We start from the raw sequence: 24,904 nt of genomic DNA, 5'->3' as shown, positions 1-24,904 counted from the left end.
CTAGTTCTTGCTCGTTCTTGGCATTTATGAAGTTGTGCGCGAGAGGTTGCTTGCCAGAGGTTGTGCGCTGGCCCCCTTTTATCTAGAAGTTTCTAGAGATTTTTAAAGTCGGGAGTAGTAATAGGGGGTGTGCACATTGTGAAATTACATGATTCCCGCTGGTCTTCACTGATTTCGCGCTGTGGATAACCAGTGCGTCTAACTGTGGATAACTTGGGGTGTCTGTGGATAGTGTTCGGGCTTCATCTTTCATCCACAAAATTTACGAGTTGTCCACAGCTCTGTGCACGGAAAAACCGCAGTTAATAACAAGAATTCCGCACGCCGAGCCCAAGGTTTTTAAGCCGTGCCGCGAGCTCGGTCTCGAATGCGTGTAGTCAGGTCGTTGACCTGGTCCTTTGAGGGCTTCTTCTCCTGAATTTCCTTAACAATCTTGCGTTCAGCGTGCAAAACCGTCGAATGGTCACGATTTCCGAACTCCCGGCCAATCGACGGCAACGAAAGCTCAGTGAAGGACCTTGTCAAGTACATCGCGATCTGGCGAGCATGAGCGACCGGGCGAGTCTTACCCGGGCCCACCAAATCCGCAACCGTTAGGTCGAAGTACTCAGCGGTGGTGGAGATGATGATCTCCGGGGTAATCTGCACCTCGATTTCGTCGGCACCGAGGATCTCCTGCGCAAACTTCAAGGTCACAGGCTCATGAATCATGGATGCGTGAGCGCTAATCTGCAGTAGACGCCCCTCGAGCTCACGAATAGAAGACGAGGTGTTCTCCGCGATGTACTGGAGTACATCATGCGGAACGACCAAATCAGACAGCTGTGCCTTCTTCGACAGAATTGCGATTCGCGTCTCCAAGTCCGGGTATTGCAGATCCGGATTGAGCCCCCACTGGAAGCGGGTACGAAGGCGATCCTCCAGGGTCTTAAGCTCGCGTGGTGGGCGGTCCGACGACAGCACAATTTGGTGATTGGACTGGTGCAGGGCATTGAACGTATGGAAGAACTCTTCCTGTGTACCTTCCTTGCCCTCCAAGAACTGGATGTCATCGATGATGAGCATGTCCAAATCGCGGTAGCGACGCTTGAAGGATTCCTGGGCGTCGTCACGCACGGAATTAATGAAGTCGTTGGTGAACTCTTCCGAAGAAACGTAACGAACCCGCAGGTTAGGGTACAAATGCTTGGCGTAGTGACCAATGCCGTGGAGCAGGTGCGTCTTGCCAAGACCCGAACCGCCGGAGATAAACAGCGGGTTGTAGGTGCGCCCCGGAGACTCTGCAACAGCGACGGCGGCTGCGGCGGCGAACTTATTCTGCGGACCAATAACAAAGGTTTCGAAGGTGTAGTTCGGGTTGAGGGTGGGCTCCTCGAAAGGCATGCTCATCTCGGTTGGAGTGCCGTGGCTCTCGGAGCGGAAAGGACTTGTGACCTGGCGCTGATCAGCAATAGTCATCGGATTCTCGGCAGATGAGTGCGAAAGCCCCTGCGCCATTGAATCCACTGCGTCCATCGATCGGTGCTGTGACTGGGCACTCTGCTGATTATGGACATTCTGCTGGTGTGTCTGCGGCACCTGTGGCGTCTGCGTCGATCCCTGGTGCTGCTCGTGGCGATTGAAGTCATTCGCATCTGCACTGGGGAACGGGTAGTTGCGGCCAGATTGCTGTTGGTGCTGCTGGTTTGGCTGTTGACGCTGAGCCTGCTGCGGACGCGAAGCTGCAGATGGCATCTGCCCCGAGTGCTGTGCAGATGGTTGAGTGGTCTCTGCTGCCTGGCTATCTTCAGCGTCGTCAGCAGGATCGGCAACGGTGATGACCGTTTCCAACTCCTCGCCGGTCAGCGAGGCTAAGACGGCCTCGATAATGCCCTTGAGCTCTTCTTTTACCAGTGCCTGCACCACTGGCGATTGAGTGCTGAGCAGGAAAAAACCTGGAAAGTCACCAGTGTGCGTCACTGACCGCAGCAGTGCCTTGTGTGGCGGGCGTAGTGGTGCAATGCCCAACTCCGGCGCACCTTCTGGTGAAGTCAGGATAGAAACGACCTGCTCCCAGAGTCCACCTGGCAATTCTGGTTGTTCGCTCACTGTGTGAATGTCCTTTTACATGTTTACGTTCATCAAATTTATCGAGGCGACCTGTTTTTGTGGAGTGTTTTTGGCATGGCGAGAGCGCCATATCTGCCCATTTGGGGGCTATTTCTTGTAATTCGCCCTGTGGGGTGTTTCTACACAAGGTGCTATACGCCCCGAGCAGGACTTCCACATGTTTGTCCACACCTGTGGATAAACCTTGTCGCTAATTGACTAACAGTTTATCCACAGTTTGCCCACAATGAAAAATAGCCCCCTAGTCTGCGTTTACCTAGGTAAACACGTTATTTCCCCTGCTCGCTGTGATTCATGGTGTGGAAGTTATCCACAGCTGATGGGATAAACGCCCTGTGGATTGCAGTGCATAGGTTAGTATTTCCACAGGTCAACATCGGTACCGTCGGAAAACTTGGAAAATGATTCTCCAGGTAAATCCGGCGTGTTGATTTGAATTTCTCGCTCGATTCGACGTAACCTATCTGGGTGTTTCATATCCATTGAGATATGAGTCCGAGCTTGTGCTTGGACCCGACAGAACGCATGTAGCTTTCAATCTGTCGGTAAGTAATTTTTCCGTGCATCACGGGAATGCGTCAGACGCATCGCTGCCTCGCACTCGAAGCGAGGAGTTTACTGCGGTGTGTTCAGCGTGGACTCGTGGTCGTTTGAGTTTCAAGGAGTGTCAACCGTGTCGAAGCGGACGTTCCAGCCGAATAACCGCCGTCGTGCACGCGTGCACGGCTTCCGTACCCGTATGCGTACCCGTTCCGGTCGCGCCGTTGTGGCAGCACGCCGCAGCAAGGGCCGTGCCCGCCTGTCCGCTTAAGCAAGAGGACACCGATTTCGGTGCTCCCTCAGAGCAATAAGCTGCGTTCTTCGCGTGACTTCACGGTCACCGTACGACGTGGACGCCGAATCGGACGCAAGACCTTGGTCTTGCATATTCGTGACACCGCCGCTTCTGGCGGTGAAGATAAGACCGATACGCAGATTGCCAGGTTTGGTGGTCCGCGTGTCGGTCTTGTCGTATCTAAAGCTGTGGGCAACGCCGTGACTCGTCACGCTGTATCCCGCAGGCTCCGCCATGTTATGGCCGCGGCCGCGCAGAATCTTCCGTCCACCATGGACATTGTCGTTCGCGCGCTGCCTGCATCTGCCACAGCCACCAGCCAGGAGCTGTCCCACGATGTGCAATCGGCACTCGCCACATACGAACGTCGGCGCTAATTCGCTTGACGACGGCCCCCTCGCTCAGACCCCCGGCGCACGTGTGGCTGAGAGGGCGATTCTCTTCTACCGCCGTCGTATCTCTAATCTGAAGCCCACGAGCACATGTCGTTTTGAACCGACGTGCTCCGCATATGGTCTTGAGGCTGTGCGCCGTTTCGGAGCTATTCGTGGCCTGTGGCTGACTTTCTTGCGCATCTTCCGTTGCGCACCCTGGCATCCGGGTGGCTGGGATCCAGTTCCTGCCACATTCCCCGGCCTGGGTTCGTGGTTGAGGCGAATGCACAGGTAACCTCTAGTAATGCTTAGCCTTTGACGGGGCTTTGTAGACGAAGGCGCGAGTGCGCTGTCCCCTAAAGAACGGAGTGATCTTAGACCGTGCTCAATTTCGTGTATGTGCCGATTTCGGCCATCCTGTGGTTCTGGCATAAGGCCTCAGGTTTCCTATTCGATCCCTCCTCGGGTATCTCCTGGGTGCTGGCCATTATTTTGCTTGTGGTCACCATCCGTATCCTCCTGTTTAAGCCGATGCTGAACCAGCAGCGTTCTGCCATCAAGATGCAGCAGTTCGCTCCTGAGATGCAGGCCATCAAGGAGAAGTACAAGAACGATCAGCAGGCTCAGGCTCTTGCTATGCGCCAGCTACAGAAGGAAATGGGTGTCAACCCGCTCGGCGGCTGTCTGCCGATTCTGGTTCAGATGCCTGTGTTCATTGGCCTTTTCCACGTGCTGCGTTCGTTCAACCGAACGGGTACGACGGGCAATGCGCTCGGCATGTCGGTGGAGCAGAACTGGAATACGCCTAACTACGTCTTCGGTGTAGATGAGGTGCGGTCCTTCCTGCTGGCTCGTGTGCTCAATGCTCCACTGTCCAGTTCGGTTGGTATGGGTGAGGATCAATACGCAGCCTTTACTGTGCCTGGTACGCCTGCGGACTTCACCCGCATGGACATCATGATCGTTGCCATTCCGCTGATTGTTATCGCGGCACTTGCAACGCACTTCAACGCTCGCATGTCTGTTGACCGCACGCGTGCCCGCCAGGAAGCCGGTCTGGTGAAGCGCCAGGAAGGCGTTATGGGTCAGCAGATGGACATGATGAACAAGATGATGCTTTGGTTCTTCCCAATCATGATTCTTGTTACCGGTGCTTTCTGGCACATCGGCCTTCTTGTCTACATGGTGACTAACAACGTCTGGACCTACTTCCAGCAGCGCTACATCTTCGGCAAGCTGGATGAGGAAGAGAAGGAAGCTGTCGCAGCTAAGAAGGCTGCCAAGCGCGAGGCACAGGAGAAGCTCGCTCCGAAGGTTGGCCAGAAGCCAATCAATCCGAAGAAGGGTGGCAAGCGTCAGGCAGCGCAGAATGCGCAGCAGGCGCAGTCCGGTCAGGCCTCTGCAGCGAACAAGGCTTCTAGCCATCTTCCGGATGGTAATTCGGGGAAGGGACAGCAGGGCCCAGTCTCGAAGCCAGCGCCAGGACAGAAACCCGCAAATCGGAAGAACCGGAAGCGGAAAAAGAAATAGCTGAAGTGGAATCGCCCTTCGTCTACATAAGTTAATTAATCGAAACGCCCCGCAGTTGATGCGGGGCGTTTTTGCTTGCCTTGGTACTCTATCGCGCAGACAACGTCGCTGTTATTACAGGCATGTAATTTTCTGTGGGGCCTGGAGTTTGGCATCCAACTCCGGTCAATGTTTCACGTGAAACATGGCTGTTGCACTGTCGTACACTAGGGGTAATGAAAAGCTCGACGGGTGACGGCACAGCTGCCCCATTGGAAAGGTTAGTGGAACTGTTGAGTAACTCCGCGAAAGACGTCGATAATCAAGAAGCCTCCGCAGGTTTGGTCGATCCGGATCTGCGTTCGGTGATAGATACCGTGTTTGGAGGGAATGCCGATCGAGCATACCGCTACCATTCATGGTTGGCTGAGGAGGCTACAGTCCGAGGTTTGATTGGGCCACGTGAAACTCCAAAGCTGTGGGATCGGCACATTATCAATTCTGCGGTAGTTGGAGAAGCGATAGGCAAAGGGCTTCTAGTTGCGGACATTGGTTCGGGGGCAGGCTTGCCCGGGATTCCGCTTGCTCTTGCACGACCAGATTTGAAGGTGGTTCTTGTGGAACCATTGCTGCGCCGTACGACTTTCTTGAACGAGGTTGTGGAAGATCTCGAGCTGGACAATGTGACCGTGGTTCGCGGCCGCGCTGAGGAGAAAGTGGTTCGCGCTGAGGTTGGCCAAGTAGATGTCGTCACTTCTCGCGCTGTTGCCCCTCTTGGGAAATTGGCGGGCTGGTCGCTTCCTTTAGTTAAATCCGGAGGCGCGATGGTTGCACTGAAGGGTGGAACTGCGCAAGAGGAGATTGATCGGGACGCAAAGCTTATTGCCAAGGCGAAGGGAACTAATCCCCGCGTTGTAGAGGTTGGCGGTTCCGTGTTGGGAACTTCGACGTACGCCGTGATTATTCAGAAGAAGTAGGTTGTAAGTCCCCCTCCCCTACTCCACTGCCGGTTCGCTTGTGTTTTGGTTTCGACATTGAGGCGCGTAGTGCCGTCGGGCTAGAGTGGGATAAGTATCGCGGTATGGCAAAGTCCTACCGGCCAAGGTGGATGTTTCACGTGAAACATTTCCACAATCGTCGGCGTCTAACGCTTGTTGGGGCTTGATGATTACGCTTTTGCAGATAGTTACTAAGTTTTTATTCGCACTCCAGTGGCCATGATTGGTGATTGCTGTGCTTGTAAGGGGAATAGTTAATGAGCCGGAAGTCCTGGCAAGACACACCCATCGCTGCGGCAGCTCAACGGGCAGCGCAAGTTAAGGCCCCGAACCGTTTATCGCTTCCACGCCCCGAACGCCCGCGCCGTATTACTATCGCCAACCAGAAGGGTGGCGTGGGCAAGACCACTTCGGCAGTCAACATCGCGTCGGCGCTCGCGCGGCATGGTCTCAAGGTGCTAGTCATCGATAATGACCCGCAGGGAAATGCTTCTACGGCCCTGGGGATTGAGCATGTTTCCGGGACCCCGTCGACGTATGAGCTTCTAATTGGCGAACTACAGATTGACGATGTCATCCAGCGTTCCCCTGAATCTGAGAATCTCTTTTGTGTGCCAGCGACATTGGACTTGGCGGGCTCCGAGATTGAGCTGGTCTCGCTCCTGAACCGTGAGCGCCGACTTCTCGATGCAGTGTCAGATCAGTACCTGATTGACAACGGCTTTGACTTTCTCATTATTGACTGCCCTCCTTCGCTCGGTCTGTTGACTCTGAATTCGATGACTGCCGCCAACGAGGTTTTGATCCCGATTCAGTGTGAGTTTTACGCCTTGGAGGGTGTGACTCAGCTGATGAATAACGTGCAGATGATTCGTCAGCATCTCAATCCGGAGCTACATATTTCTGCTGTGCTGCTCACTATGTTCGATGGCCGCACCAAGCTTTCGGAAGAAGTTGCCAATGAGGTTCGTAACTACTTCGGTGAGGTTGTGCTACGTAATCTCATCCCTCGATCTGTGAAGGTATCGGAGGCGCCGGGATATTCGCAGACCGTAATTTCCTACGATCCAGGGTCTCGGGGCGCAGTTGCTTATCTTGACGCCGCGAAGGAATTGGCAACGCGTGGCGACTATTCAGCAGTTTCGGGTGGAAGTGCGATTGGGCAAAAACCAGCTTCCTCCCCTACCCCGTCCAATTCCACTGAGACAAATTAAAGCCACTAGGAGTAGTTACCGATGTCGAATCAAAAAAAGGAGAACCGCAAGGGAGGGCTCGGTCGCGGTATCGCCGCGCTGATCCCAACTGCTCCGGCGGCTAACCCCTCGGTAGGTGAGAGTGCCGCGGATATTATCTTCGGTCCCCGCCGTACCCAGGGGACGAAGCAGCCTGGAAGTAGCGGAGTTGCCGACGTACTGGGGGCAGCCGCGACGGGATCCGGCACCTCGTTGACTGAAGGGAAAAACGCCGGAAAATCTGCAAAATCCGGCCAGAGCAAACCTCATACCAATGAGGCGCAGAAACGTCACAGTGACAATAAGACTATTGGTAAGTGTAGCGATGTTTCACGTGAAACATCGCCCTCGACGACATCGGGAGTAGCGGACCATAGCGGCGCCAAGCCGACCGATGTTGACACTTCGGCCGCAAACGAGTTTGGCGCGACCTATCGCGAAATCAACTTGAAGCTGATCACGCCGAACCCGAAGCAGCCACGAGAGGTCTTCGATGAGGAGCCCCTAAATGAGCTCGCTCACTCTATTCGTGAGTTCGGTCTATTGCAGCCGATTATCGTACGACCAATCTCTGAGGATAGTCGTGCGGCCGCACTCGAGGCAGCGCGCAAGGAAGATCCGAACGCGCCGCAACCCGAGTTTGAAATCATCATGGGTGAACGGCGCTGGCGTGCTTCTCAGCGAGCTGGGGTCGACACGATTCCCGCCATCGTTCGCGATACTCCAAACCAGGACATGCTTCGCGATGCCCTACTAGAGAACATCCATCGCGTTCAGCTGAACCCACTCGAAGAGGCCGCTGCGTACCAGCAGCTACTCGAAGAGTTTGGTGTAACTCAGGCAGAGCTGGCGGATCGAATCGGTCGCTCGCGGCCCGTTATTACCAACATGATTCGACTCTTGCAGTTGCCGGTGGAGGTACAGCGACGAGTAGCGGTCGGTGTTCTGTCGGCTGGTCACGCACGTGCCTTGCTTGGAGTTAAGGCAGGTAAGGAAGAACAGCAGCGCCTCGCCGAGCGAATTGTTGCTGAAGGACTATCCGTCCGTGCGACCGAAGAAGCAGTGACATTACTCAATGCCGGCGAGCGACCGAAAAAGCAGCACCGCGAGCCCACTCCGCAGCCGGAGGTCCTTCACAATTGGGCTGACCGCCTGTCCAATTCTTTTGATACGAAGGTGACTGCCCAGATGGGCAAGCGTAAGGGCAAAATCGTTATCGAATTCGGCAACCTCGAGGACTTTGATCGCATCATGTCACTGATGCATCTCGACGAAGAGTAAACCCGGTTACTGTGACTGAAGTATTCATCGAGAAAATTTCGCTGGCCGACATCGAAGGAATCTATCCAGAGACGATGTTAAGCCTGTTTTGGGAACAGGGCATGGAGCATATCCGTACAGCAACTGCCCTACCCCAGTTCTCGACTGAGCCGCGCGAACCTAATTTGGACCCCAGCACGCCAGAAGAGGATGAAGCGCTCAACGGTGATTTAAAGCATTCGGACGGCCAACCCCCTACTCGGCCAGGCGGAGCTAGTGAAAGCCTCTTAAATGGCGATTTAAGCCCTGATTTAGCCGCCCAGGTGCGCTTGGAGAAGGAAGCATGGCTCAATACCGTCTACCTTTCCTGGGGACCGTGCGGATATTCACTACGACGAAAGCCACCGGCATCACTTATCGATGGGAAACTTGAGACCGTCGGCACGCTGCTCTTTGCTCCGCCACGCTTCTGCCCGACGACATTTTCCATGCCTTCCGGACCAATATCGCCGGATGCGATTGCGCTGACGAGTCTGCATTACAACGCTTTAGAGGTTGACGATGACATGCTCCGCGTGCTCATTGTGACCGCTCTGCACAAGCTCGCGCTGCGCGGGATTTCAGCGGTAGAAGCGTTTGGTTGCAGTGGCACGGCGGATTCTATGTCGGCATCCACGCCGTCGTCGCCAACGCCTGACGACGGTACGGAGAATCTAATCGCTGATTTCGAAGCGCAACTCGAAGAAAAGCTGAATCCAAAGCCGTGTATTTCAGATTCGTTGGCGGCGATTAACCATAACGCCGGTGATTTGATTCGTACGCGAACCCTTCTTGACTCCGGGTTTCGGGTGGTGACTCCACATCCGATTCATCCGAAACTCCGTATCGAGTTGGATGCGGAATTGGACTGGGACGAAGAAATCGGCCATGCGTTGGATCTAAGTGCGAAAGAACCCTTTATGCGCTCAAAGCTGTTCAGTCTTTAGCGCTGGGTTTCATTGGTCAGCCGTGTTTAGGCTTTTTCCTCTTCAATCAGCTGCGCAAAGCTGTAAGCGCCGGTCATTGGCTGCTGCTCTTCATCGCCCAGGTACAGACGCTTTACAGCGACAACGATAGATTCGGCAATTACGTCCCGCTGATCTGGGGAAGAAAGAATTGCGACGTCATCCTCGTTGGTCAGGTAACCAACGGCGACTTCCACCGTGGGCATCCTGGTCAGACGGAGGAGATCCCAGGTACGGGCGTGCGAGCGGCAGTCTACCAGGCTCGTACGGGCAACAATCTCTCGCTGGATAAGGCCAGAGAGCTGTTCGCCCAGAATGGAGTTGGAGCCCTTCATCGAGCCAAAGTAAAAGGTCGCAATACCGCTGGCGCGGTTGTTGTGATAGTGGTCAGCCTGCAGGGAGATGAAGACGTCAGCGCCAAATGCGTTGGCCATCTCAGCGCGATCCTCGATGGACGGATTGTCGGTACGAGGACGAGACAGAATAGTCTCTGCACCTGCCGCGACAAGGCGACCCTCAATGCGAGAGGCCAAATCCCAAAGAATCTCTTCTTCAGAAATCTGACCGTAAGGGCCGTCGACCACAATGCCGGGCTCCCCTGCCCCAAGACCTGGATCAATGACAATGCGCTTTCCAGAGAGCTTCGGCCCCATCGTGCGCAGTATTTCCTTCTCGTGGAAGGCGTTTACAGAGCCACCAGTAACCCTCCTGCCCAAGTAGCTGAGCGCCCGGAGAGTAACGGGACCACAGATACCGTCGGGCTCCAGCCCGTAATTGAGCTGGTATTCACGTACAGAGGCATCGGTCTTCGGGCCAAAGTGGCCGTCTACTCGGGCATCGTGGAAGCCGAGTTCCTGCAAGGTAGCTTGGAGAACGCCTACGTCCTCACCGGTCATTTGTGACAGTGGATCGTAGGACAGTACGCGGGTGCCCAGAGTGTACGAGGCTTCTCGCAGTAGGCGCAGGGTGCTGTCGCGGATAATCCCGTCGGCATAGACACCGCGGGACTGTTGGAACGCCAGAAGAGCGTTGCGCATGTCCTCATCAAAGAGGTCATCGTCACCAGACCACTGAGGCGAGTTCTCCTCCGCGGCTGAGCCCTCCCAATTGGGCAGAAGCCCAAGACGAGCCAGGGTAGAACGTACCTCGGCTACACGAGGTGACCTATCGCCCACCTTCAGAAACTCTGGCACGAAAACTCCCTTCCGAACTCCACAATTATGTTTAGGCCGTTGTGGGTCCTCACAACACTTAATCAGTATTACTGGCCAGTGAGCTAAACGAAACTTCAGTTAAGAAATCCCGCGCACTCTCAGAGGATATGGTCAGCAATACCTCTCAAGTTGGCGGCAACCTGGTTCCTTCACGGTATTAAGGAAGACGTAAACCGCCATTTCCAGCAAGATTACCAGGTCGCAGGCGCGAATTGATTGTTACGAGGGCGCGTCGGCTAGCCCGACGGCAGAACCCCAGGACTAACTCTAAATCACAACCACAACTTCAGTCACATCATAATGGGGTGTGTCCAACGAAGGTGGCAGTGGCGAAGTGACGGGTGGGCAGTCGTAACCTCGTATCGGATAAGGAGCAACCCCAAGTTCTTTTAAAGGTGCTTTTCGATGAGCGACGTGATTTCGCCCTTCGGGCGGACTCCGCGAATCTCTTCGACCTTCTTGCCGTCCTTGAATAGGAGCAGGCTTGGGATGGACATAATCTGGAACATGCCAGCCAGTGCACGCTCCTCATCGACGTTGACCTTGGCGATGACGGCCTTGCCATCGAGCTCGGTCGCAACCTCGTCCAAAACGGGAGCAATCTTCTTACACGGGCCACACCACTCTGCCCAGAAATCAACAAGCACCGGCTTATCGGATTCGAGGACATCGGACTTAAAGGTGTTGGCGGTGACGGTTACCGGAGCCATGAAATTCTTCTCCTTAGAATGAGCTCGTTTGAGTTCTTAGTGGTTTTGTTTTGTGGTCTTGATTCTAATTTTTCAACCTAGCTTCTTCAGCCTCGCGTACGGATTTGGCGCTCAAGGCGTCAAAAATTAGGGCTTCCGGTGGTGCGAGTGAAGTACTAAATTGTTAATTAATGGTGTTCTTGAGAACGCTGCAAGTGCTCGATGAGTACGGGGCGTACCGGGCTATAACACGTCCCGCTGCACCCTGATTGAGCTACAGCTAACAACAATTGGGCTTACCGACTATCGGATATTCCCCATAGTTGGATATCTGCAATCGTAGGGCTTATCCAACAATTGCGATACCCCAACTATTAGGTGTTTATCCAGCTAGTGCGACTGCCCTGCTGTCATCTACCGAGTAACAGTTTCCAAGTAGTGCTCAGCATCCAGCGCAGCCTTGCAGCCAGAACCAGCGGCGGTAATTGCCTGCTGGTAATGCGAGTCAACAACATCGCCCGCCGCAAAGACGCCCTTGAGAGAGGTCTGGGTGCTCGGAGCGGCTACCTGAATGTAGCCATTCTCATCGCAATCCAGCTGATTGCGAACCATCTGCGAACGTGGCTCGTGGCCAATTGCTACGAACATGGCAGTCACATCCAGGACGGACTTCTCACCAGTGACGGTGTCTTCCAGCTCGAGACCGGTAACCGAACCCTTGTCCTCACCAAGAACCTGGGACACAACCTTGTTCGTCGCAAAGCGAATCTTGTCATTGTTCTGCGCGCGCTCGACCATGATCTTCGACGCACGGAACTCATCGCGGCGATGGACAATCGTCACCGAGCGGGCGAACTTGGTAAGGAAGGTTGCCTCTTCCATTGCGGAGTCACCGCCGCCGATGACGGCGATATCGTGGTCGCGGAAGAAGAAACCATCACAGGTGGCACAGGCGCTGACACCATGACCAAGCAGCGCCTGCTCACCCGGAGCACCGACATAACGCGGAGCGGCACCGGTTGCCAGGATGACAGCGTGAGCCTTGTGCTCTTCTTCGCCAACCCAGACAGACTTGATATCGCCGGTGAGATCCATGCGATCGACAATCTCCATGCGCAGGTCAGCGCCGAAGCGCTCTGCCTGTGCGCGCATCTGATCCATCAGCTCTGGGCCCATGATGCCCTCGGAGAAACCTGGGTAGTTCTCCACATCGGTAGTCGTCATAAGCAGGCCGCCAAACTCGATGCCCTCGAACACCACAGGCTTCAGGTCGGCACGGGCTGCGTAGGTGGCAGCCGTGTAACCGGCGGGACCGGAACCGACGATGATCAGGTCGTGAACGATATCGCTCATGAAGACTCCTATAATTTTTATCTCTCACATCACATGGCGCACAGTGATGCTCAGTAGTAAGCAAATTTTTCAGCTCCGGGAAAGAAATTACCGGAACCAGCCACCTCAACCAACGTGAGGTTAGCCATCTCTATTCCCCCAGCCTCTCCCCTGCTCCGCAGTTGTTAGGCCACCTGCACTTCTTCCAATTGTCGCCGAAGCGTACGACGCGCCCGCGCCCGCCGAGACTTCAACGTCCCGCTCGGCTGCCCAATACTGCGAGAGGTCTCCTGCAGCGAATATCCAAAGATGTCCAAGTACAGCAGGGCATCCCGTTGATCCGTTGGCAGCTGCTCCAATGCGGCGGCCATAGTCACACGTAGCGGAACATCCGGGCAGGGAATCGGCTGTGAACTCATAAACGTCTCAAAATCCTCCTCCTTATCGCAGAGAGGGATCTCCCCGAAACGACCGCGGTTGTGGTCAATACACGCATTCTTCACGATGCACGTCAGCCACGTCGCCACCGTCGAACGCCCGCGAAAATTCGCCGCCCCCGCAATTGCCCGCGCCAGCCCCTCCTGTACCCCATCCAAGGGATCGAAATCATCCCGACGATAGCGCCGCGCCATCGCTACCAACTGCGGATAATAACGCCGTGCCAACACCGCGAACGCGCGACGATCCCCCGCCAGGTGCGCCTTCAATAATTCACGATCGACCTCGTCCGCAGATGCATGCTTTTGCATACCGACGACGCCACAATCCCCCAGTCGCCGACCCATGCGGGCCTTACGGTGACTGTCCCCAATTCGATTTCTTCCCCCAAAGTTCATGGCTCCTATGCAAACACGAAACCCGCGCTCTCCGCTTGGCAAAACTGCCGTGGAGACCGCGGGCTGTGGATGAATTTCAAAACGTCCCAGTAGCTGTGGATAACTTGGGACAACTTGAACTGTTGCCACCTAAGGCAAGCTCAGAGCGTTATTCCGTACCACGCACCTGAATGTCGCCAATAGCAACTGGCAGCAACGAATCCGGAGATTGCTCAGCCAGATTGCGGTCGCCGACAAGTGGGTTGTCCGCATCGGAATTCTGCGACTCAGCATCTGTATCAGCATCTGTATCAGCGTCAGTGTCTGAGTCGCTGTCGGCTACCGCTTCCGCAGCCGTCGGCAAGCCGGAGATCCAGACAACAAGGTTCTTCCACTCAGTGTCGCGGCTATCGATTTCGATGGTCGTCGTACCTGAGGTGGCAGTAGCGCTTCCGAGAACCGTTGTGTCATCCAAGTTCGTCGAGTCAGCATCTCGTAGGCCGCGAACTTCAATGTGTGCGCCCGGGGTCGCCGCGACCTTAAGCTCTCGAATGGTTGCCGGTTCATCGAGAGTGACCCGAATACCAACGCCAGGTTTGAAGTCCTCTGGGCGATTGCCGAACTGGCTGAGGTAAGTAGAAGTTACCCAGAAGCTTTCCTCGTCATTATCGATGGTCAGCTCAGCCATGTCCGGATTGTCCGGACCTGCTGCAGGGTTGTCGGTGTCGGCTTGCCACTCGCTAGCGTCGGCAAGCGAGAGCGTCGTGACCGGAGCCGGACCGCGTCGTACGGACTCGGAGTTAATCGGTGCGTCCGAGGAACGGTTAACCAGACCAAAGATGCCCGCGGCGACGAGTGCACCGACAATGACTACGCCGACAACGACTGCGCCGGTGCTGAATGCGCGGGTGCGATTCTTGGTGTGATGAGCGTTTGATTGGGCTGCACCGCCGGCATCGACGGATTCGCGCGCACCGGTGTCGGGGTCGATTGCGAGAAACTCCGAAGAATCGGGGCCCAGCGCTGCGGCGCGCAAGTCCTCGGCGAGCGTGCGAGCTGGCGACTCCTGCCCATTGAAGTCCTCCGGGCGTGTTTGCTTCGCGCGGTCGATAGCAGCAGAAATATCGGAGGGGATGTTCGTCACGCTGTAGAACAGCTCGTCGATGACAGAAAGCAACGCGCTGTAGTCCGAACGTTGCGAGCTATCGGGCAAAACGACGGGGAAAGCGTCGTAGATGTGGCCGTCGCTGCTGATGCGCAATTGTCCAGGCTTGTTTGTCAGGCCAAGGCAGCGCCCAGATTCGTGGGCGTCGGCGATTGTCTCGGCAAGTGATGCTATTGCGAGTGCCAGGGCATCCGGGTGGGCGGCCTGATCGAACCGCTCAATACCGATACTGCTGGTCCAGTCGGCGACGATGAGCACCTCGGTGCGTGTCTTCGCCACACTATGAATGCGGGACATCCCGGTGCCAGCCAGGTCACGCAGCTCATTGGTCGTCGTGGCAATCTTCTGGGCGGCAACCGATGGCGAAGTGTCGTAGTACGGCAGTGCAATCGTGTCGACGAAGACAAGTGCGACATCTGAGTTGTCGGGATCTCCCATATCCATGGCGCGCCACAGGCGCAGACCTGGGTAGGTCGCGACTTCAGAACGCAGACGGAAACGACCACCTGAGACCATCTCGCCGGGTACATAGCGGGTCGGGCGAGAACCCTGCGTCGGCATCGGCGGCAACAGCGGCGAAGCGGTGAAGCCCTCGTTTGCCAGACCCGTGGCCTCGCCAATCAGGTTCGACGGGGCAATCGAGAAAGCATCAGCGGCGAAGCCACGTTCGCGCTCCATATCCTCACGGTCGGCGACGGCATTGTCGGCTGCATGAGGCTGCGGAGCAAAGCGACGTAGACCCGGAATGCGGCCGAGGAAGCCACCCAGAACGCGGACCTCTTCCAATGGAGCCTGAGCGAGCACCAGGCCGGTACCGATGAGGAAGACCACGCCGGTGACGATGGTCTGCAGTAGCACACCGAAGGAACCGAAGAAATCGAACAGCACAAGGTCGGTCAATGCGAATGCGCCCCAAGCAACGGCGACACCGACAAGCGACGCCCCCAGTGCCCACAGCACGGTGTGGACGGTCGCCTTACTGTCCAAGTGTCCGAGAGTGCGGCGCAAGAGCAAGAAGCCAATTATTGCGCCGGCGACGAAACCGAAACCGTTGGCGGCACCGAGCAACACGACGACGGTCTCATCGTCAGAAGCCAGACGAGGAGCGAAGAACGACAGAATCACCTTGACGGTGGTAATGCCGAGGATGATGAAAGTCGGGGTCCAGGCCTCTTCACGGGCGTAGAAAACACGCAAGTGCAAAAGCACAATGGCGTATGGAATAAGCGAGAACGCCGAGAAGGACAGCGTCCAGCCGAGAATCTCTGCGGTTTCGCGGGGGAACTCCAGATACGCGAAAAGACCGACGGCGATGGGGCGGCCGAATGCGGTGAAGAAGGCAACGATCGGCACCAGCGCAATCATGGTCAGGCGGGTACCGATGGACAGATCTCGGACCACTGCCCCATCGTTGCCGTCGGCTGCATTGCGGGACAGTCGCGGCATGATGGCGGTCAGCAAGGTAACGCCGATGATGCCGTAGGGCACCTGCAACAGCAGCCAAGCCTGCTGGTAAATCGTCGGCGCTGCCTTGGAGGCAGTCGAGGCAATATTGGTGGTGATGAAGTAACCAGCCTGGGAAATTGCCACGTAGGTGATAATCGCGACACCCATGCCGGTGAACTGTTTGATGCGGTCGTCGATACCCCACAGCGGACGCAAATCAATGCCCGCGCGCTTGAGGTAGGGAATCATGATGGCTGCCTGAATGACGACACCCAGGGTGGTACCAAGACCCAAAAGCAGGATGTGCGGATCGGAGAGTGAACCGTCCGAATCCGGACTCAACTGGCCGGGCAGGAACAGATATAGCAAGAGCGTGGCAATGGCCACGACGTTGTTAGCGACAGGTGCCCACGCACCGGGTTTAAAGATTCCCTTGGTGTTTAGCACCGCCATGAGCAGCGCAAATATGCCGTAGAAGATAATCTGCGGCAATAGTAAGAACGCAAATGACGTTGCCAGCGGAACGTTGACCTTACCGGCCTCGTTAAGGCTCAATCTGGTCAACAGTGGCGCACCTATCACCGCCAGCACCGTCACCACTGCCAACAGCGTCATAGAGACAGTCAAGAGACGTCTAATGAAGGCGGCACCGTGATCTGGATCCTCCTTCTCCGCGCGCACCAACACTGGCACCACCAGAGAAGTCAGCACTGCGCCGAGGACGATTTCCGTAATCAGGTTCGGCAGTGTGTTGGCGACGTTGAAGGCTGAAGCCACAGCCGGACCCAGCGTCGCGCCGATGAGCAGGTTTCGCAAAAAACCCGTAATGCGCGAAATCAGGGTAGCGATTGCCATCGAGCCCGTGGAGGCGACGATGTCCGAGTTCGACTGTCCCTGATTTGCGTCCGCCGTCGAGCCTGCGGAGGAATCGCTGGAAGCGGTTGCTGTCGCAGTTGCCGCCTTTGCTGGCGATGGTGATGCCGATTCCGTCATCGCGTCAGCGGCGGTATCGGCATTTGCCTTATGGCCGGATACGCGAGTTAGGTCCGGGGCCGCTTCGGCCGGCTGAGATTCAGCCGTTGGCCGCGCCGCCGGAACTGGGGCCGGTGGCGCGGGGCGACGAATGCGGCCTCGAAGTCCAGATTTATGCGCGTCTGAGTCAGTCACATGTCCTATTGTTGCTTAAAAGGGGGTCTATTTCCGAAAGTACTGAGACCGTTTTGCGGCAAAAAACCCACCAACAGTGACGATGACGAGGGTCACGATAGCCAAAACCCCAACCGAAGCGCCCGATTGCACGGAAATACTCACTGATCGAGAAATCGGCGTGCCGCCAGGTGATTCGAGCCACAGCAACAGGTTGTGGGAGTTGTCTCCACTATCCCGTGGCCGGTCTCCCTCTGGAGCATTGGTCGCCGGAGTGGATTCTGCATCATCACCCGACTTCGGAGTGAACTGAACAGTCACCGACCCCTTGGCGGGGATGGCGGCCTCATACTTCTCCTCCAACACCGAATCTCCAGCGCCGACGCGCACGAACGCGGGAACCGGCAGCGGCAGGCCATTACGAGCCAGCACCGCAATCGGCGACAGCTGCGTTGCGCGGGTGTAGACACCGCCGGGAGCTACCAACGTCACCGAATTGCGCAGGCGTCGATTCATAATCAGTGCCTGGTCGCTGAGTTCTTCGCTCCGCCGCTGCACGTCAGTTGACTGCAGCTGATTTCGCCGGCCGAGAGTTGTAAACGAGCGCAGCAAGTCGTGCCGCAGGGGACGGGTGAATTCATACCGCGTCAGCGCGACATTGGGATCGTTGGACATGATTGTGGTCAGGTCGGTGATCTCGCGGGAGGCCGTCTGAGCCTTCTCCACGAGCGTCTCACTCACTGGCGCGGGATCGGCAAGCTTGTCAATTGGAGTAACCGAGCCCGCATCCAGGTCGTGAGCTGAAGCGGTGATGGAGTCCATCAGCGGAGTCAGCTCAGCCAGGTTATCGTCCACGGCTTTCCTGACCGCAGCCATGAAATCTTCAGCGTCGCTAGCGCGTGGATCCCAACCGGACGGCGGTGCTGCCACCACAGCCGCGCGAGGGTCATCCGAATCAGTCAATGATTGGAACAGAGTGCCAATCGCTGTCTGCATCCGTGCAGCTTCGGAGTCGATTCGGAAATCGTAGCGTCCGAGCAGATTCGAATACGCCACAGTCTGGGGAGACCGTCCTGTTGCAGCCAGAGAGGTTGTCAGTGCCCCAGGGAGGGCGAAGGCGCGGCTACCGTCGGCAAGCACGCCACTATGGCCGGGGCGCAGTGTCTGACCATCGGCGGTGACGGCGGTGTTGTCTGCGACTAACACGGTGGTGTCGTGCGCGGCTTCGGGTGGAGTGGGCGACGGTGGCATCGCCTCGCCGGTATCTACGCGGTCTTCGAATGCGCGCTCCGGGGCGGTCCCGCTCAGGGCCGTCGCCGCCGAGTACAGCGGGGCGCTTTCCGACGTCACGTATCCCTCGGCCGGCAAATAGAGGCCCGGCAGTGCCTGAACGTCCAAATGCTTGGCGATAGTCTGCCGACCAGCGGCGAGTGCCTCCATCGAAAGCTCGTGATCCCCCACGCGAGCCACGGCGCTGGCATCGGTGCCGCCCCACGGCAGTGACAGTGTGCAGGTGTCCTGTGTGAGATCGTGCAGCCGATTGAGCCAGGCGGCAGCATTGTCACTGGCGGGCATATGCGTGAGATTGGTGTCATCCGCGTTTCCCCAGGAATCCCGCAGTCGCGGAGAGGACTCCACAGGACTTGGGCGGCTGGTGCCAATCCAGTAGTCGCGGGTCATCCTGGAGATTGCGTCGAGGGTCTCCGGGTCGATGGCGATGCAGGTTGATTCCCGCAACCTCTGCCCATCCGGGCCGGCAAAGCCCTTTTCCAACGAGGTGAGCAAACCGTCGAGGCGGCCACCGCGTTCGAGAGACTCGGCCAAAGAATTGTCGGTGAGGATGAGATTCGGCGACGAGGGTGCGTCACCGGTCTCACCGCCGACCAGTGGCACTGGCTGGCTGATGGGCCAAATCAGCGAAAACGGCACTGGGTCGCGGCGGGTGGGCGCATCGGAATTGTCGGTCTCATCGTTGTCGTTCTGATCACCGGCAGGCGGTTCCGGCTCATCACCTTCCGCTTGCGGATCCGTCACCGGAAGCAGTGCGCGTGTTTCCGCCAGCAGGCGGTCGATGTCATCTGCCGGTTGCCCGTTAGCATTGATGAGCAGCGGAAACGTGCCGGCTTCCGTGATGTCGAGTCCTTCTGGAGCCGGTGCGGAGATAGGAACACTTAGCGTAACCTCACGCTTCTCCCCCGCTTTCAGCTCGATGGGGGCACTGAAGGTCCCAGCCACATCAAACACCGATTCAGGCTCAGCGAGAATCGTCCGCGCATCTGCAGAGGAAGCCAGTGCGCCGGCCCGCTGTGGGCGCAGCGCAACATTGCTGATATCCGCATCGGAGGTGTTGTGCACCTGCACCTTGATGGTCAGCGTCGAATGTAGAGCCGCGACATGCGGAGTGAAGCTGGTTATCGAAAGCCGAAGGGGGCCCTGTTCACCGACACGATTGGTGCCACTGCCCCACAACTGCTCATCTTGCGCAAAAGCTGGGGGCGCAACGGTCGTCGGCAAGCACAGTATGAGCGCTGCGGTGGCGGCCGTGACTTTACGAACAACATTTCTTGGCAACTGCAACCTGAACATGCGCAATCACCTCGGCGTCTGCCGGCCTGCTCGCTTTTCCGCGCGGGCGAGATCGGGCAGCAGATTGTGCGCGCGCCGGGCCAGTTTGCGTTCGTCAGCGTAGGCCAACCGTTCCACCAGGGTATCCACAGGAACCCACATGACTTGGGTGACCTCGGGGTCTTCGTCGTTCAGATCGCCATCGACGTAGCGCAGAAGGTGATGGTGCACGGTCTTGTGAATTCGCGTGCCATCGGAGACAAACCAGTAGTCAATCACACCGAGCTCTTCGATGACCTCGCCGCGAATGCCCGTTTCTTCCCACACCTCACGTTCGGCGGTGGAATCGAAAGCTTCGCCGGGTTCGACATGGCCCTTAGGCATCGACCACAGCAGGCGCCCGCGACGATCGTGCCGACCAATGAGCGCGACATAAATCCGTGACAGGTTGACCTTGCCGCCATCTCCGACCGCCTCGGCAAGCCCCGAGACGACCAGTCCGCCCGCCGAAGTCTCAATCGAGGTCTGCATCGGCGCTGCATTTTGCGCGCGCGACGAGTGCGCGCGGCGATTGTTCGTGCGCTTCGTCTGTGCGTGACGACGGCGATTGTTCCTATCCTGACCGTTCTTACGGCCACCGCGGTTGTTCGACTGCTTCGAGGGTCGTGCCGACTTCGGTGATTTGGAATTTTTCTTGGCGCCACCGGAGTTTGGCTTGGCCTTTTGGGGGCCATTGGCACCGGAGCCACTACGTTTTGCAGAATTTCCGCTGGTAGTAGCGTTGCTCGTGTTGGTGGACGAGGAAACGCCACCTCTTCTGCGCGGTCGCCGACGACGTCGACGGCTCTTCGCCGCCGAGTTGTCATTGCGTACCACGTTGTTCATTCCACTTAGACTACCGGGTTTATAGGTATAAGCGGGTATTGTGTCGGTCGTGACACAATCGACTCCTTCAACGACAAATGGTGACCAGCCCGGGGGGACTACACCTCCCGGTGCTACTCCGGCGGCTGCTGACGCGGACCCAAAGGTGCGCAGGACGGCAATGCTGGCAGTGGCGGATCAGGCGATCGCCAAGGAGTCTGAGATCCTCGATTCGCTGGCAGCTGCGTTTAGTGCAGCCGGCCATCGCCTGTACCTCGTGGGCGGTTCTGTGCGCGATGCTCTCTTAGGGCGACTGGGCGTGGATCTCGATTTCACCACCGACGCGCGCCCGGAAGTGACGCGCGCGATCCTCGATGACTGGGCGGATATTGTCTGGGATACCGGCATTGAATTCGGCACACTCTCCGCGGAACGGCATGGCCGTCAGGTGGAGATCACCACATTCCGTGCGGATACGTATGACCAGGTCAGCCGCAATCCGGAGGTCACTTTCGGTGACACGCTGGAGGGCGATCTAATTCGCCGTGACTTCCGCTGTAACGCCATCGCCGTGGAGCTCCATGGTGACGGCACCCGCACCTTCCTCGACCCGCTCGGAGGTTTCGAGGATCTTGTCGCGGGTGTGTTGGACACCCCGGGGGCGCCGGAGGTCAGTTTTGGCGACGACCCCCTGCGGATGCTGCGTGCCTGCCGCTTCGCATCCCAGCTGGGGTTCGACGTGGCACCGCGTGTGCTCAAGGCGTTGAAGGAAATGTCCAGCGAAATTGACCGCATCACGGTCGAGCGCATCTCCACCGAGCTGAACAAGCTCATCCTGGGTGCGGACCCAAGCCGAGGTATCGACCTGATGGTGGAATCGGGGTTGGCCGACCGCGTGCTGCCGGAGATCTCCGACATGCGCATGACGCAGGATGAACACCGCCAGCACAAGGATGTCTACCAACACTCTCTGCAGGTCATGCGGCAAGCTATTGACCAGGAAGAACCCGGTGAACCGGACCTCGTACTGCGCTGGGCGGCACTGCTGCACGACTGCGGCAAACCCGCTACCCGTGCCTACAACGAGCAGGGAAACGTCACCTTTTACCAGCACGAAGTTGTCGGCGCGAAGCTGGTGCGACGCCGCCTTCGGAAACTGAAGTTCCCGAAGAAGACCAACCACGAAATCTCGCAGTTGGTCTACCTGCACATGCGCTTCCACGGCTACGGCGAAGGCAAGTGGACGGACTCGGCGGTGCGACGTTATGTCAACGATGCCGGAGATTTGTTGGAACGACTCAACAAAATCGTGCGGGCCGACTGTACGACAAGAAACCGTCGTAAAGCAGCACGCCTCGCACGCGCCTGCGACAGCCTGGAAGCGCGAATCAAGGAGCTCGCTGAGCAGGAGGACCTCGCACGCGTCCGCCCCGACCTGGATGGCAACGAAATCATGGAAATTCTGGACCTGAAGCCCGGCAAGGAAGTCGGACAGGCCTGGAATTACCTGAAAGAGCTGCGATTGGAGTCCGGTCCGTTGGAGCGTGAGGATGCTATCTTGGCGCTGAAGAAATGGTGGTACGAGCAGTCCGGTGAGCAGGCTGAAAGCGAAAGTGAGAGCTAATGGCATCGATTAATCCGGAAAATCTCTACGGCGACCGGCTTTTTACCAGCCTTGAGCGCAACGACCCGGCTGCCGGGATGCTGCTGCTCGCAGCACCCGGCATGCTCTCGCCGGAGTTTTCCCGCTCGGTGATTTTCCTTATTGAGCACGATGAACACGGCACCCTTGGTGTCGATCTCACACAGCGTTCGCAGACGCCGGTGCACAATGTGCTCGAGCCTTGGGCGCCGCTGATGGCCAAGCCGCCGGTGCTCTACGTCGGGGGTCCGGTCAACCAGACACAGCCAATCTGCATTGGTGTGGTGCGAAATGGTGCCACCCTCCCAGAGGAGACCGACAGTATTACCGGTGCCCCGCTGATGGAACGCATCGCTCACAGGTTTGCGCTGGTCAACCTCGGTGCGGAGCCGGAGGGCGTACGCGACCGCATAGATGGCGCACGCATCTTCGCCGGTTACGCAGGCTGGGATCCGGGGCAGCTGGAAGACGAGCTCGAGCGCGGTGACTGGTACGTCGCCCCTGCCCTGCCCTCAGATGTACTCGCGCCTGCTGCCGCGGACATCTGGGGTGATTGCATGCGCCGTCAGCCCTGGCCGCTGCCACTGTATGGCACCTATCCCGTAGATGTACGTGACAACTAGATGAGTGAGCACATCAATACCGAAGGAAACAGGGCTGAAGGAAGTAGCGCCACAGGAAACAGCGACCGCAGCGACATAGCTGCCGGCATCCGGCAGACACTGCCTGTGGGCATGGGCCTCATTCCGCTGGGGCTCGCATTCGGCCTGCTTATTGCACAAACTGGCTTTAGCTGGTGGTGGGCACCCATCTTCTCCTTCGTGGTCTACGCGGGGTCGATGGAATTCCTCGCTGTCGGCCTGGTTATGGCGCATACGGGTCTGCTCGGCTGTGCCGTGACGTCCTTTATGGTCAACTTCCGCCACGTCTTCTATGGGCTGACGTTCCCACGCGACCGGATACAGTCTCGTCTCGGTCGCGCATACTCCACATACGCGCTTACCGACGAGTCGTATGCCATCGTCTCTGCGGCAAATGCGGACGAAAAGATGTCGGGCCACCGACTGCTGACGATTCAGATTCTCTGTCAGTTACTGTGGGTGGGCTCCGGTATTGTCGGGGCTCTAACCGGCGCAGCACTGCCCGAGGGTATCCGCGGTGCCGAGTTCGCACTGGTGGCGCTCTTTACGGTGCTGGCCATGGACGCGTTTGAGACTTCCAAGGATTGGTCACTGCCCCTGTCCGCTATCGTCTGCACGCTGGTGGGCTGGCTGATTAACCCGAACCAGATGCTGGTTATCGGACTGCTGATGTACTTCGGCCTGCTGCTGTTGCGCGTGTGGTCACCGCGGGTGGATCGGGTGATGCGCATGACGTCGGCAAGCAAGCCGCGTACGACGGAGGGAGAGCGAGCATGACTGCGTTGCCCGATTCCGGCTATGTGCTTGCCGCGCTCTTTGCGATGGGAGCGGTGACAGTTGCGCTGCGTGCGCTGCCGTTTGCGTTCGTGCGCACTCTGAAGGGGTCTCCCCTGTTCGAGTTCCTCGGCACGACCATGCCGGTTGGAGTCATGGTGGCGTTGGTTGCCTACACCGTCTTCGGGCGGCTAGGACTCAGCGGTGAGAGTGGCGACCCCGGCGCTGCCTGGGCCGTGCCCGTAGCGCTGGCCGTCACCGTTGGCCTGCACTGGTGGCGGCGCAACACCGTGATTTCGATTTTTGTAGGCACGGCGCTGTATATGGTCCTCGTGAACCTTGTCGCGTGAGGTGCGCTGTGTGTGGGACGGTGCCAGCGGACCAGTGGCTAGCGGCAGTGGCTAGAACTGTGCCGGTACCTGACCAGTGAAGTCCGGTAGTCCCGGAATCTGGGGCAGCTGCGGGGATTCCGGCAGATTCAGTAGTTCGCCGAGATTTGGGCTCTCGGGCAGGTTCGGGACGCCTGGGATGTCCGGCAGCGATGGAGTGCCCAGCGTGCCGTCGAAGGCATTCTGAACATCGCTGGTGTGAGTTTCCTTCGTGCCGTAGGTGTTAGCAGCGACGCTGAAGTCAGGTCCAATGGATGCCGAGGCGTGAACGCTCTGGCGGTCATCGGACCAACCCCACTTTGTGCCAATAACACCCGGCAGCGTGGCGGTGCCGTAATCCTGACGGTAGTCATCCGCTGCCACAGGTGACGCGGTGCTCATAGCAACCAGAACCGGGTCAGAAGTGTTCTCACGCTTCTTGGCCTCCAGGAACTTCACAGTGTCCGCGCTGGACGTAGTTGAATTTCCCCAGTGACCTGCATCGTGGGTGTTGCTGAGGCCGTATTCACGCGCAGTGGCGTTGATGGAATCCGGGTAACGGCCATAGAGCTCACTGGCGATATTGTCATCGGAGTAGCGAATCATCTCTGTGGCCTTCGCCTTGTCCGCTTCTGTGCCATGTTTGAAGACGTAGTCCGCAATGTAGAGCTTGACAATCGAAAGCCCCGGACGAGCTTCATTCTCGTTCGCCGTACCGTAGTGCGTGCCACTTGGGGTGTGGGTAAAGCTGATCTGGGTTCGCCCCGGAGCATCAATAGTGCCCTGCGGAGTCAGTTTTGGCTGCGGAGCCGCAGCGACGTTTCCAGCTGCCAGCGGAAGGCTGGTGACAGCGATGACACCGGTAAGACCCATGCGAATCGCGCGGGAAGGCCGTGGAGTAAGACGATGACGAGCGTTCATA

The 24,904-nt window shown here is 57.5% G+C and carries 21 protein-coding genes; 12 read left to right on the top strand and 9 right to left on the bottom strand.

Going from position 1 to position 24,904, the window contains the following annotated elements; translation table 11 throughout:
* Window positions 1-339 precede the first annotated feature (339 nt).
* Window positions 340-2,088: a chromosomal replication initiator protein DnaA gene (dnaA, locus tag HMPREF3053_RS01135; RefSeq protein WP_049170112.1), complete on the bottom strand. Its 1,749-nt coding sequence runs from the start codon at window positions 2,086-2,088 to the stop codon at window positions 340-342.
* Between the two features lie 694 nt (window positions 2,089-2,782).
* Between dnaA and rpmH the strand changes: the two genes are divergently transcribed.
* From rpmH to HMPREF3053_RS01100, 8 genes are all read left to right on the top strand, one after another.
* A complete protein-coding gene (gene rpmH / locus HMPREF3053_RS01130; protein WP_005511646.1) occupies window positions 2,783-2,920 on the top strand; it encodes a 50S ribosomal protein L34 in 138 nt (45 codons plus the stop codon).
* A gap of 20 nt (window positions 2,921-2,940) precedes the next feature.
* Entirely contained in the window at window positions 2,941-3,321 is a 381-nt protein-coding gene (rnpA, locus tag HMPREF3053_RS01125; protein WP_049170110.1) for a ribonuclease P protein component, read from the top strand.
* Complete coding sequence (gene yidD / locus HMPREF3053_RS10815; RefSeq protein ID WP_080969543.1) at window positions 3,281-3,613, top strand: membrane protein insertion efficiency factor YidD; 333 nt, start codon at window positions 3,281-3,283, stop codon at window positions 3,611-3,613. The genes rnpA and yidD overlap by 41 nt, the downstream gene beginning before the upstream one ends.
* 86 nt (window positions 3,614-3,699) lie before the next feature.
* Window positions 3,700-4,848, top strand: coding sequence for a membrane protein insertase YidC (gene yidC / locus HMPREF3053_RS01120; protein ID WP_049170108.1), 1,149 nt, complete (start codon window positions 3,700-3,702; stop codon window positions 4,846-4,848).
* Window positions 4,849-5,168: 320 nt separating this feature from the next.
* Window positions 5,169-5,804, top strand: a complete 636-nt coding sequence (rsmG, locus tag HMPREF3053_RS01115) for a 16S rRNA (guanine(527)-N(7))-methyltransferase RsmG (RefSeq protein ID WP_224783766.1) — start codon at window positions 5,169-5,171, stop codon at window positions 5,802-5,804.
* 278 nt (window positions 5,805-6,082) lie between these two features.
* Window positions 6,083-7,039 carry a ParA family protein gene (locus HMPREF3053_RS01110; protein WP_048733133.1) on the top strand — a complete coding sequence of 319 codons (957 nt, stop codon included), beginning with the start codon at window positions 6,083-6,085 and terminating at the stop codon, window positions 7,037-7,039.
* Window positions 7,040-7,060: 21 nt separating this feature from the next.
* Complete coding sequence (locus HMPREF3053_RS01105; RefSeq protein WP_049170106.1) at window positions 7,061-8,338, top strand: ParB/RepB/Spo0J family partition protein; 1,278 nt, start codon at window positions 7,061-7,063, stop codon at window positions 8,336-8,338.
* Window positions 8,339-8,349: 11 nt separating this feature from the next.
* Window positions 8,350-9,303 carry a hypothetical protein gene (locus HMPREF3053_RS01100; RefSeq protein WP_049170104.1) on the top strand — a complete coding sequence of 318 codons (954 nt, stop codon included), beginning with the start codon at window positions 8,350-8,352 and terminating at the stop codon, window positions 9,301-9,303.
* Window positions 9,304-9,329: 26 nt separating this feature from the next.
* Here the strand turns inward: HMPREF3053_RS01100 and HMPREF3053_RS01095 are convergent, their stop codons facing one another.
* The 7 genes from HMPREF3053_RS01095 to HMPREF3053_RS01065 all read right to left on the bottom strand — a co-directional run bounded on the left by HMPREF3053_RS01095 (window position 9,330) and on the right by HMPREF3053_RS01065 (window position 20,578).
* Window positions 9,330-10,514 carry an N-acetylmuramoyl-L-alanine amidase gene (locus HMPREF3053_RS01095; protein WP_048733139.1) on the bottom strand — a complete coding sequence of 395 codons (1,185 nt, stop codon included), beginning with the start codon at window positions 10,512-10,514 and terminating at the stop codon, window positions 9,330-9,332.
* A 410-nt stretch (window positions 10,515-10,924) separates the two neighbouring features.
* On the bottom strand, window positions 10,925-11,245 hold the full coding sequence (trxA, locus tag HMPREF3053_RS01090) for a thioredoxin (RefSeq protein ID WP_016421730.1): 321 nt from the start codon (window positions 11,243-11,245) through the stop codon (window positions 10,925-10,927).
* A 393-nt stretch (window positions 11,246-11,638) separates the two neighbouring features.
* The gene (gene trxB, locus HMPREF3053_RS01085) at window positions 11,639-12,577 is read right to left on the bottom strand and encodes a thioredoxin-disulfide reductase (RefSeq protein WP_049170102.1); all 939 of its coding nucleotides are present in this window, start codon (window positions 12,575-12,577) and stop codon (window positions 11,639-11,641) included.
* 164 nt (window positions 12,578-12,741) lie between these two features.
* Window positions 12,742-13,305: a sigma-70 family RNA polymerase sigma factor gene (locus HMPREF3053_RS01080; RefSeq protein ID WP_224783764.1), complete on the bottom strand. Its 564-nt coding sequence runs from the start codon at window positions 13,303-13,305 to the stop codon at window positions 12,742-12,744.
* Window positions 13,306-13,540: 235 nt separating this feature from the next.
* Window positions 13,541-17,149, bottom strand: coding sequence for a murein biosynthesis integral membrane protein MurJ (locus HMPREF3053_RS01075; RefSeq protein ID WP_049170098.1), 3,609 nt, complete (start codon window positions 17,147-17,149; stop codon window positions 13,541-13,543).
* Window positions 17,150-17,176: 27 nt separating this feature from the next.
* Window positions 17,177-19,714 (bottom strand): hypothetical protein, encoded by a 2,538-nt coding sequence (locus HMPREF3053_RS01070; protein WP_049170095.1) that lies wholly within the window; start codon window positions 19,712-19,714, stop codon window positions 17,177-17,179.
* A 6-nt stretch (window positions 19,715-19,720) separates the two neighbouring features.
* The gene (locus HMPREF3053_RS01065; protein ID WP_172954592.1) at window positions 19,721-20,578 is read right to left on the bottom strand and encodes an NUDIX domain-containing protein; all 858 of its coding nucleotides are present in this window, start codon (window positions 20,576-20,578) and stop codon (window positions 19,721-19,723) included.
* Window positions 20,579-20,738: 160 nt separating this feature from the next.
* On the opposite strand from HMPREF3053_RS01065, the gene HMPREF3053_RS01060 reads away from it, so the two are divergent.
* From HMPREF3053_RS01060 to HMPREF3053_RS01045, 4 genes are all read left to right on the top strand, one after another.
* On the top strand, window positions 20,739-22,181 hold the full coding sequence (locus HMPREF3053_RS01060) for a CCA tRNA nucleotidyltransferase (protein WP_016421726.1): 1,443 nt from the start codon (window positions 20,739-20,741) through the stop codon (window positions 22,179-22,181).
* A complete protein-coding gene (locus tag HMPREF3053_RS01055; protein WP_016421725.1) occupies window positions 22,181-22,822 on the top strand; it encodes a YqgE/AlgH family protein in 642 nt (213 codons plus the stop codon). Before HMPREF3053_RS01060 ends, HMPREF3053_RS01055 begins: the two co-directional genes overlap by 1 nt.
* Window positions 22,823-22,933: 111 nt before the next feature.
* Window positions 22,934-23,617 carry an AzlC family ABC transporter permease gene (locus tag HMPREF3053_RS01050; RefSeq protein ID WP_049193116.1) on the top strand — a complete coding sequence of 228 codons (684 nt, stop codon included), beginning with the start codon at window positions 22,934-22,936 and terminating at the stop codon, window positions 23,615-23,617.
* Window positions 23,614-23,964: a branched-chain amino acid transporter permease gene (locus HMPREF3053_RS01045; protein WP_070767131.1), complete on the top strand. Its 351-nt coding sequence runs from the start codon at window positions 23,614-23,616 to the stop codon at window positions 23,962-23,964. The genes HMPREF3053_RS01050 and HMPREF3053_RS01045 overlap by 4 nt, the downstream gene beginning before the upstream one ends.
* Window positions 23,965-24,015: 51 nt before the next feature.
* Here the strand turns inward: HMPREF3053_RS01045 and HMPREF3053_RS01040 are convergent, their stop codons facing one another.
* Window positions 24,016-24,903: a serine hydrolase family protein gene (locus HMPREF3053_RS01040; protein WP_049170092.1), complete on the bottom strand. Its 888-nt coding sequence runs from the start codon at window positions 24,901-24,903 to the stop codon at window positions 24,016-24,018.
* Between the last annotated feature and the right edge of the window lies 1 nt (window position 24,904).

The sequence above is a fragment of the Corynebacterium sp. HMSC064E07 genome (genome assembly GCF_001815745.1).
Lineage (GTDB): Bacteria > Actinomycetota > Actinomycetes > Mycobacteriales > Mycobacteriaceae > Corynebacterium > Corynebacterium jeikeium_D.
The sequence above is the reverse complement of the archived record's forward strand: the minus strand, read 5'-3'. Positions and strand labels throughout refer to the sequence as shown.

What these genes read in the sequence shown, in the direction of transcription:
- yidD (WP_080969543.1), top strand. Translation starts at nt 3,281, where the DNA reads ATGTGCAATCGGCACTCGCCACATACGAACGTCGGCGCTAATTCGCTT.
- HMPREF3053_RS01110 (WP_048733133.1), top strand. Translation starts at nt 6,083, where the DNA reads ATGAGCCGGAAGTCCTGGCAAGACACACCCATCGCTGCGGCAGCTCAA.
- HMPREF3053_RS01105 (WP_049170106.1), top strand. Translation starts at nt 7,061, where the DNA reads ATGTCGAATCAAAAAAAGGAGAACCGCAAGGGAGGGCTCGGTCGCGGT.
- trxA (WP_016421730.1), bottom strand. Translation starts at nt 11,245, where the DNA reads ATGGCTCCGGTAACCGTCACCGCCAACACCTTTAAGTCCGATGTCCTC.
- trxB (WP_049170102.1), bottom strand. Translation starts at nt 12,577, where the DNA reads ATGAGCGATATCGTTCACGACCTGATCATCGTCGGTTCCGGTCCCGCC.
- HMPREF3053_RS01080 (WP_224783764.1), bottom strand. Translation starts at nt 13,305, where the DNA reads ATGCAAAAGCATGCATCTGCGGACGAGGTCGATCGTGAATTATTGAAG.
- HMPREF3053_RS01070 (WP_049170095.1), bottom strand. Translation starts at nt 19,714, where the DNA reads ATGTTCAGGTTGCAGTTGCCAAGAAATGTTGTTCGTAAAGTCACGGCC.
- HMPREF3053_RS01065 (WP_172954592.1), bottom strand. Translation starts at nt 20,578, where the DNA reads ATGAACAACGTGGTACGCAATGACAACTCGGCGGCGAAGAGCCGTCGA.
- HMPREF3053_RS01060 (WP_016421726.1), top strand. Translation starts at nt 20,739, where the DNA reads ATGCTGGCAGTGGCGGATCAGGCGATCGCCAAGGAGTCTGAGATCCTC.
- HMPREF3053_RS01055 (WP_016421725.1), top strand. Translation starts at nt 22,181, where the DNA reads ATGGCATCGATTAATCCGGAAAATCTCTACGGCGACCGGCTTTTTACC.
- HMPREF3053_RS01050 (WP_049193116.1), top strand. Translation starts at nt 22,934, where the DNA reads ATGGGCCTCATTCCGCTGGGGCTCGCATTCGGCCTGCTTATTGCACAA.
- HMPREF3053_RS01045 (WP_070767131.1), top strand. Translation starts at nt 23,614, where the DNA reads ATGACTGCGTTGCCCGATTCCGGCTATGTGCTTGCCGCGCTCTTTGCG.
- HMPREF3053_RS01040 (WP_049170092.1), bottom strand. Translation starts at nt 24,903, where the DNA reads ATGAACGCTCGTCATCGTCTTACTCCACGGCCTTCCCGCGCGATTCGC.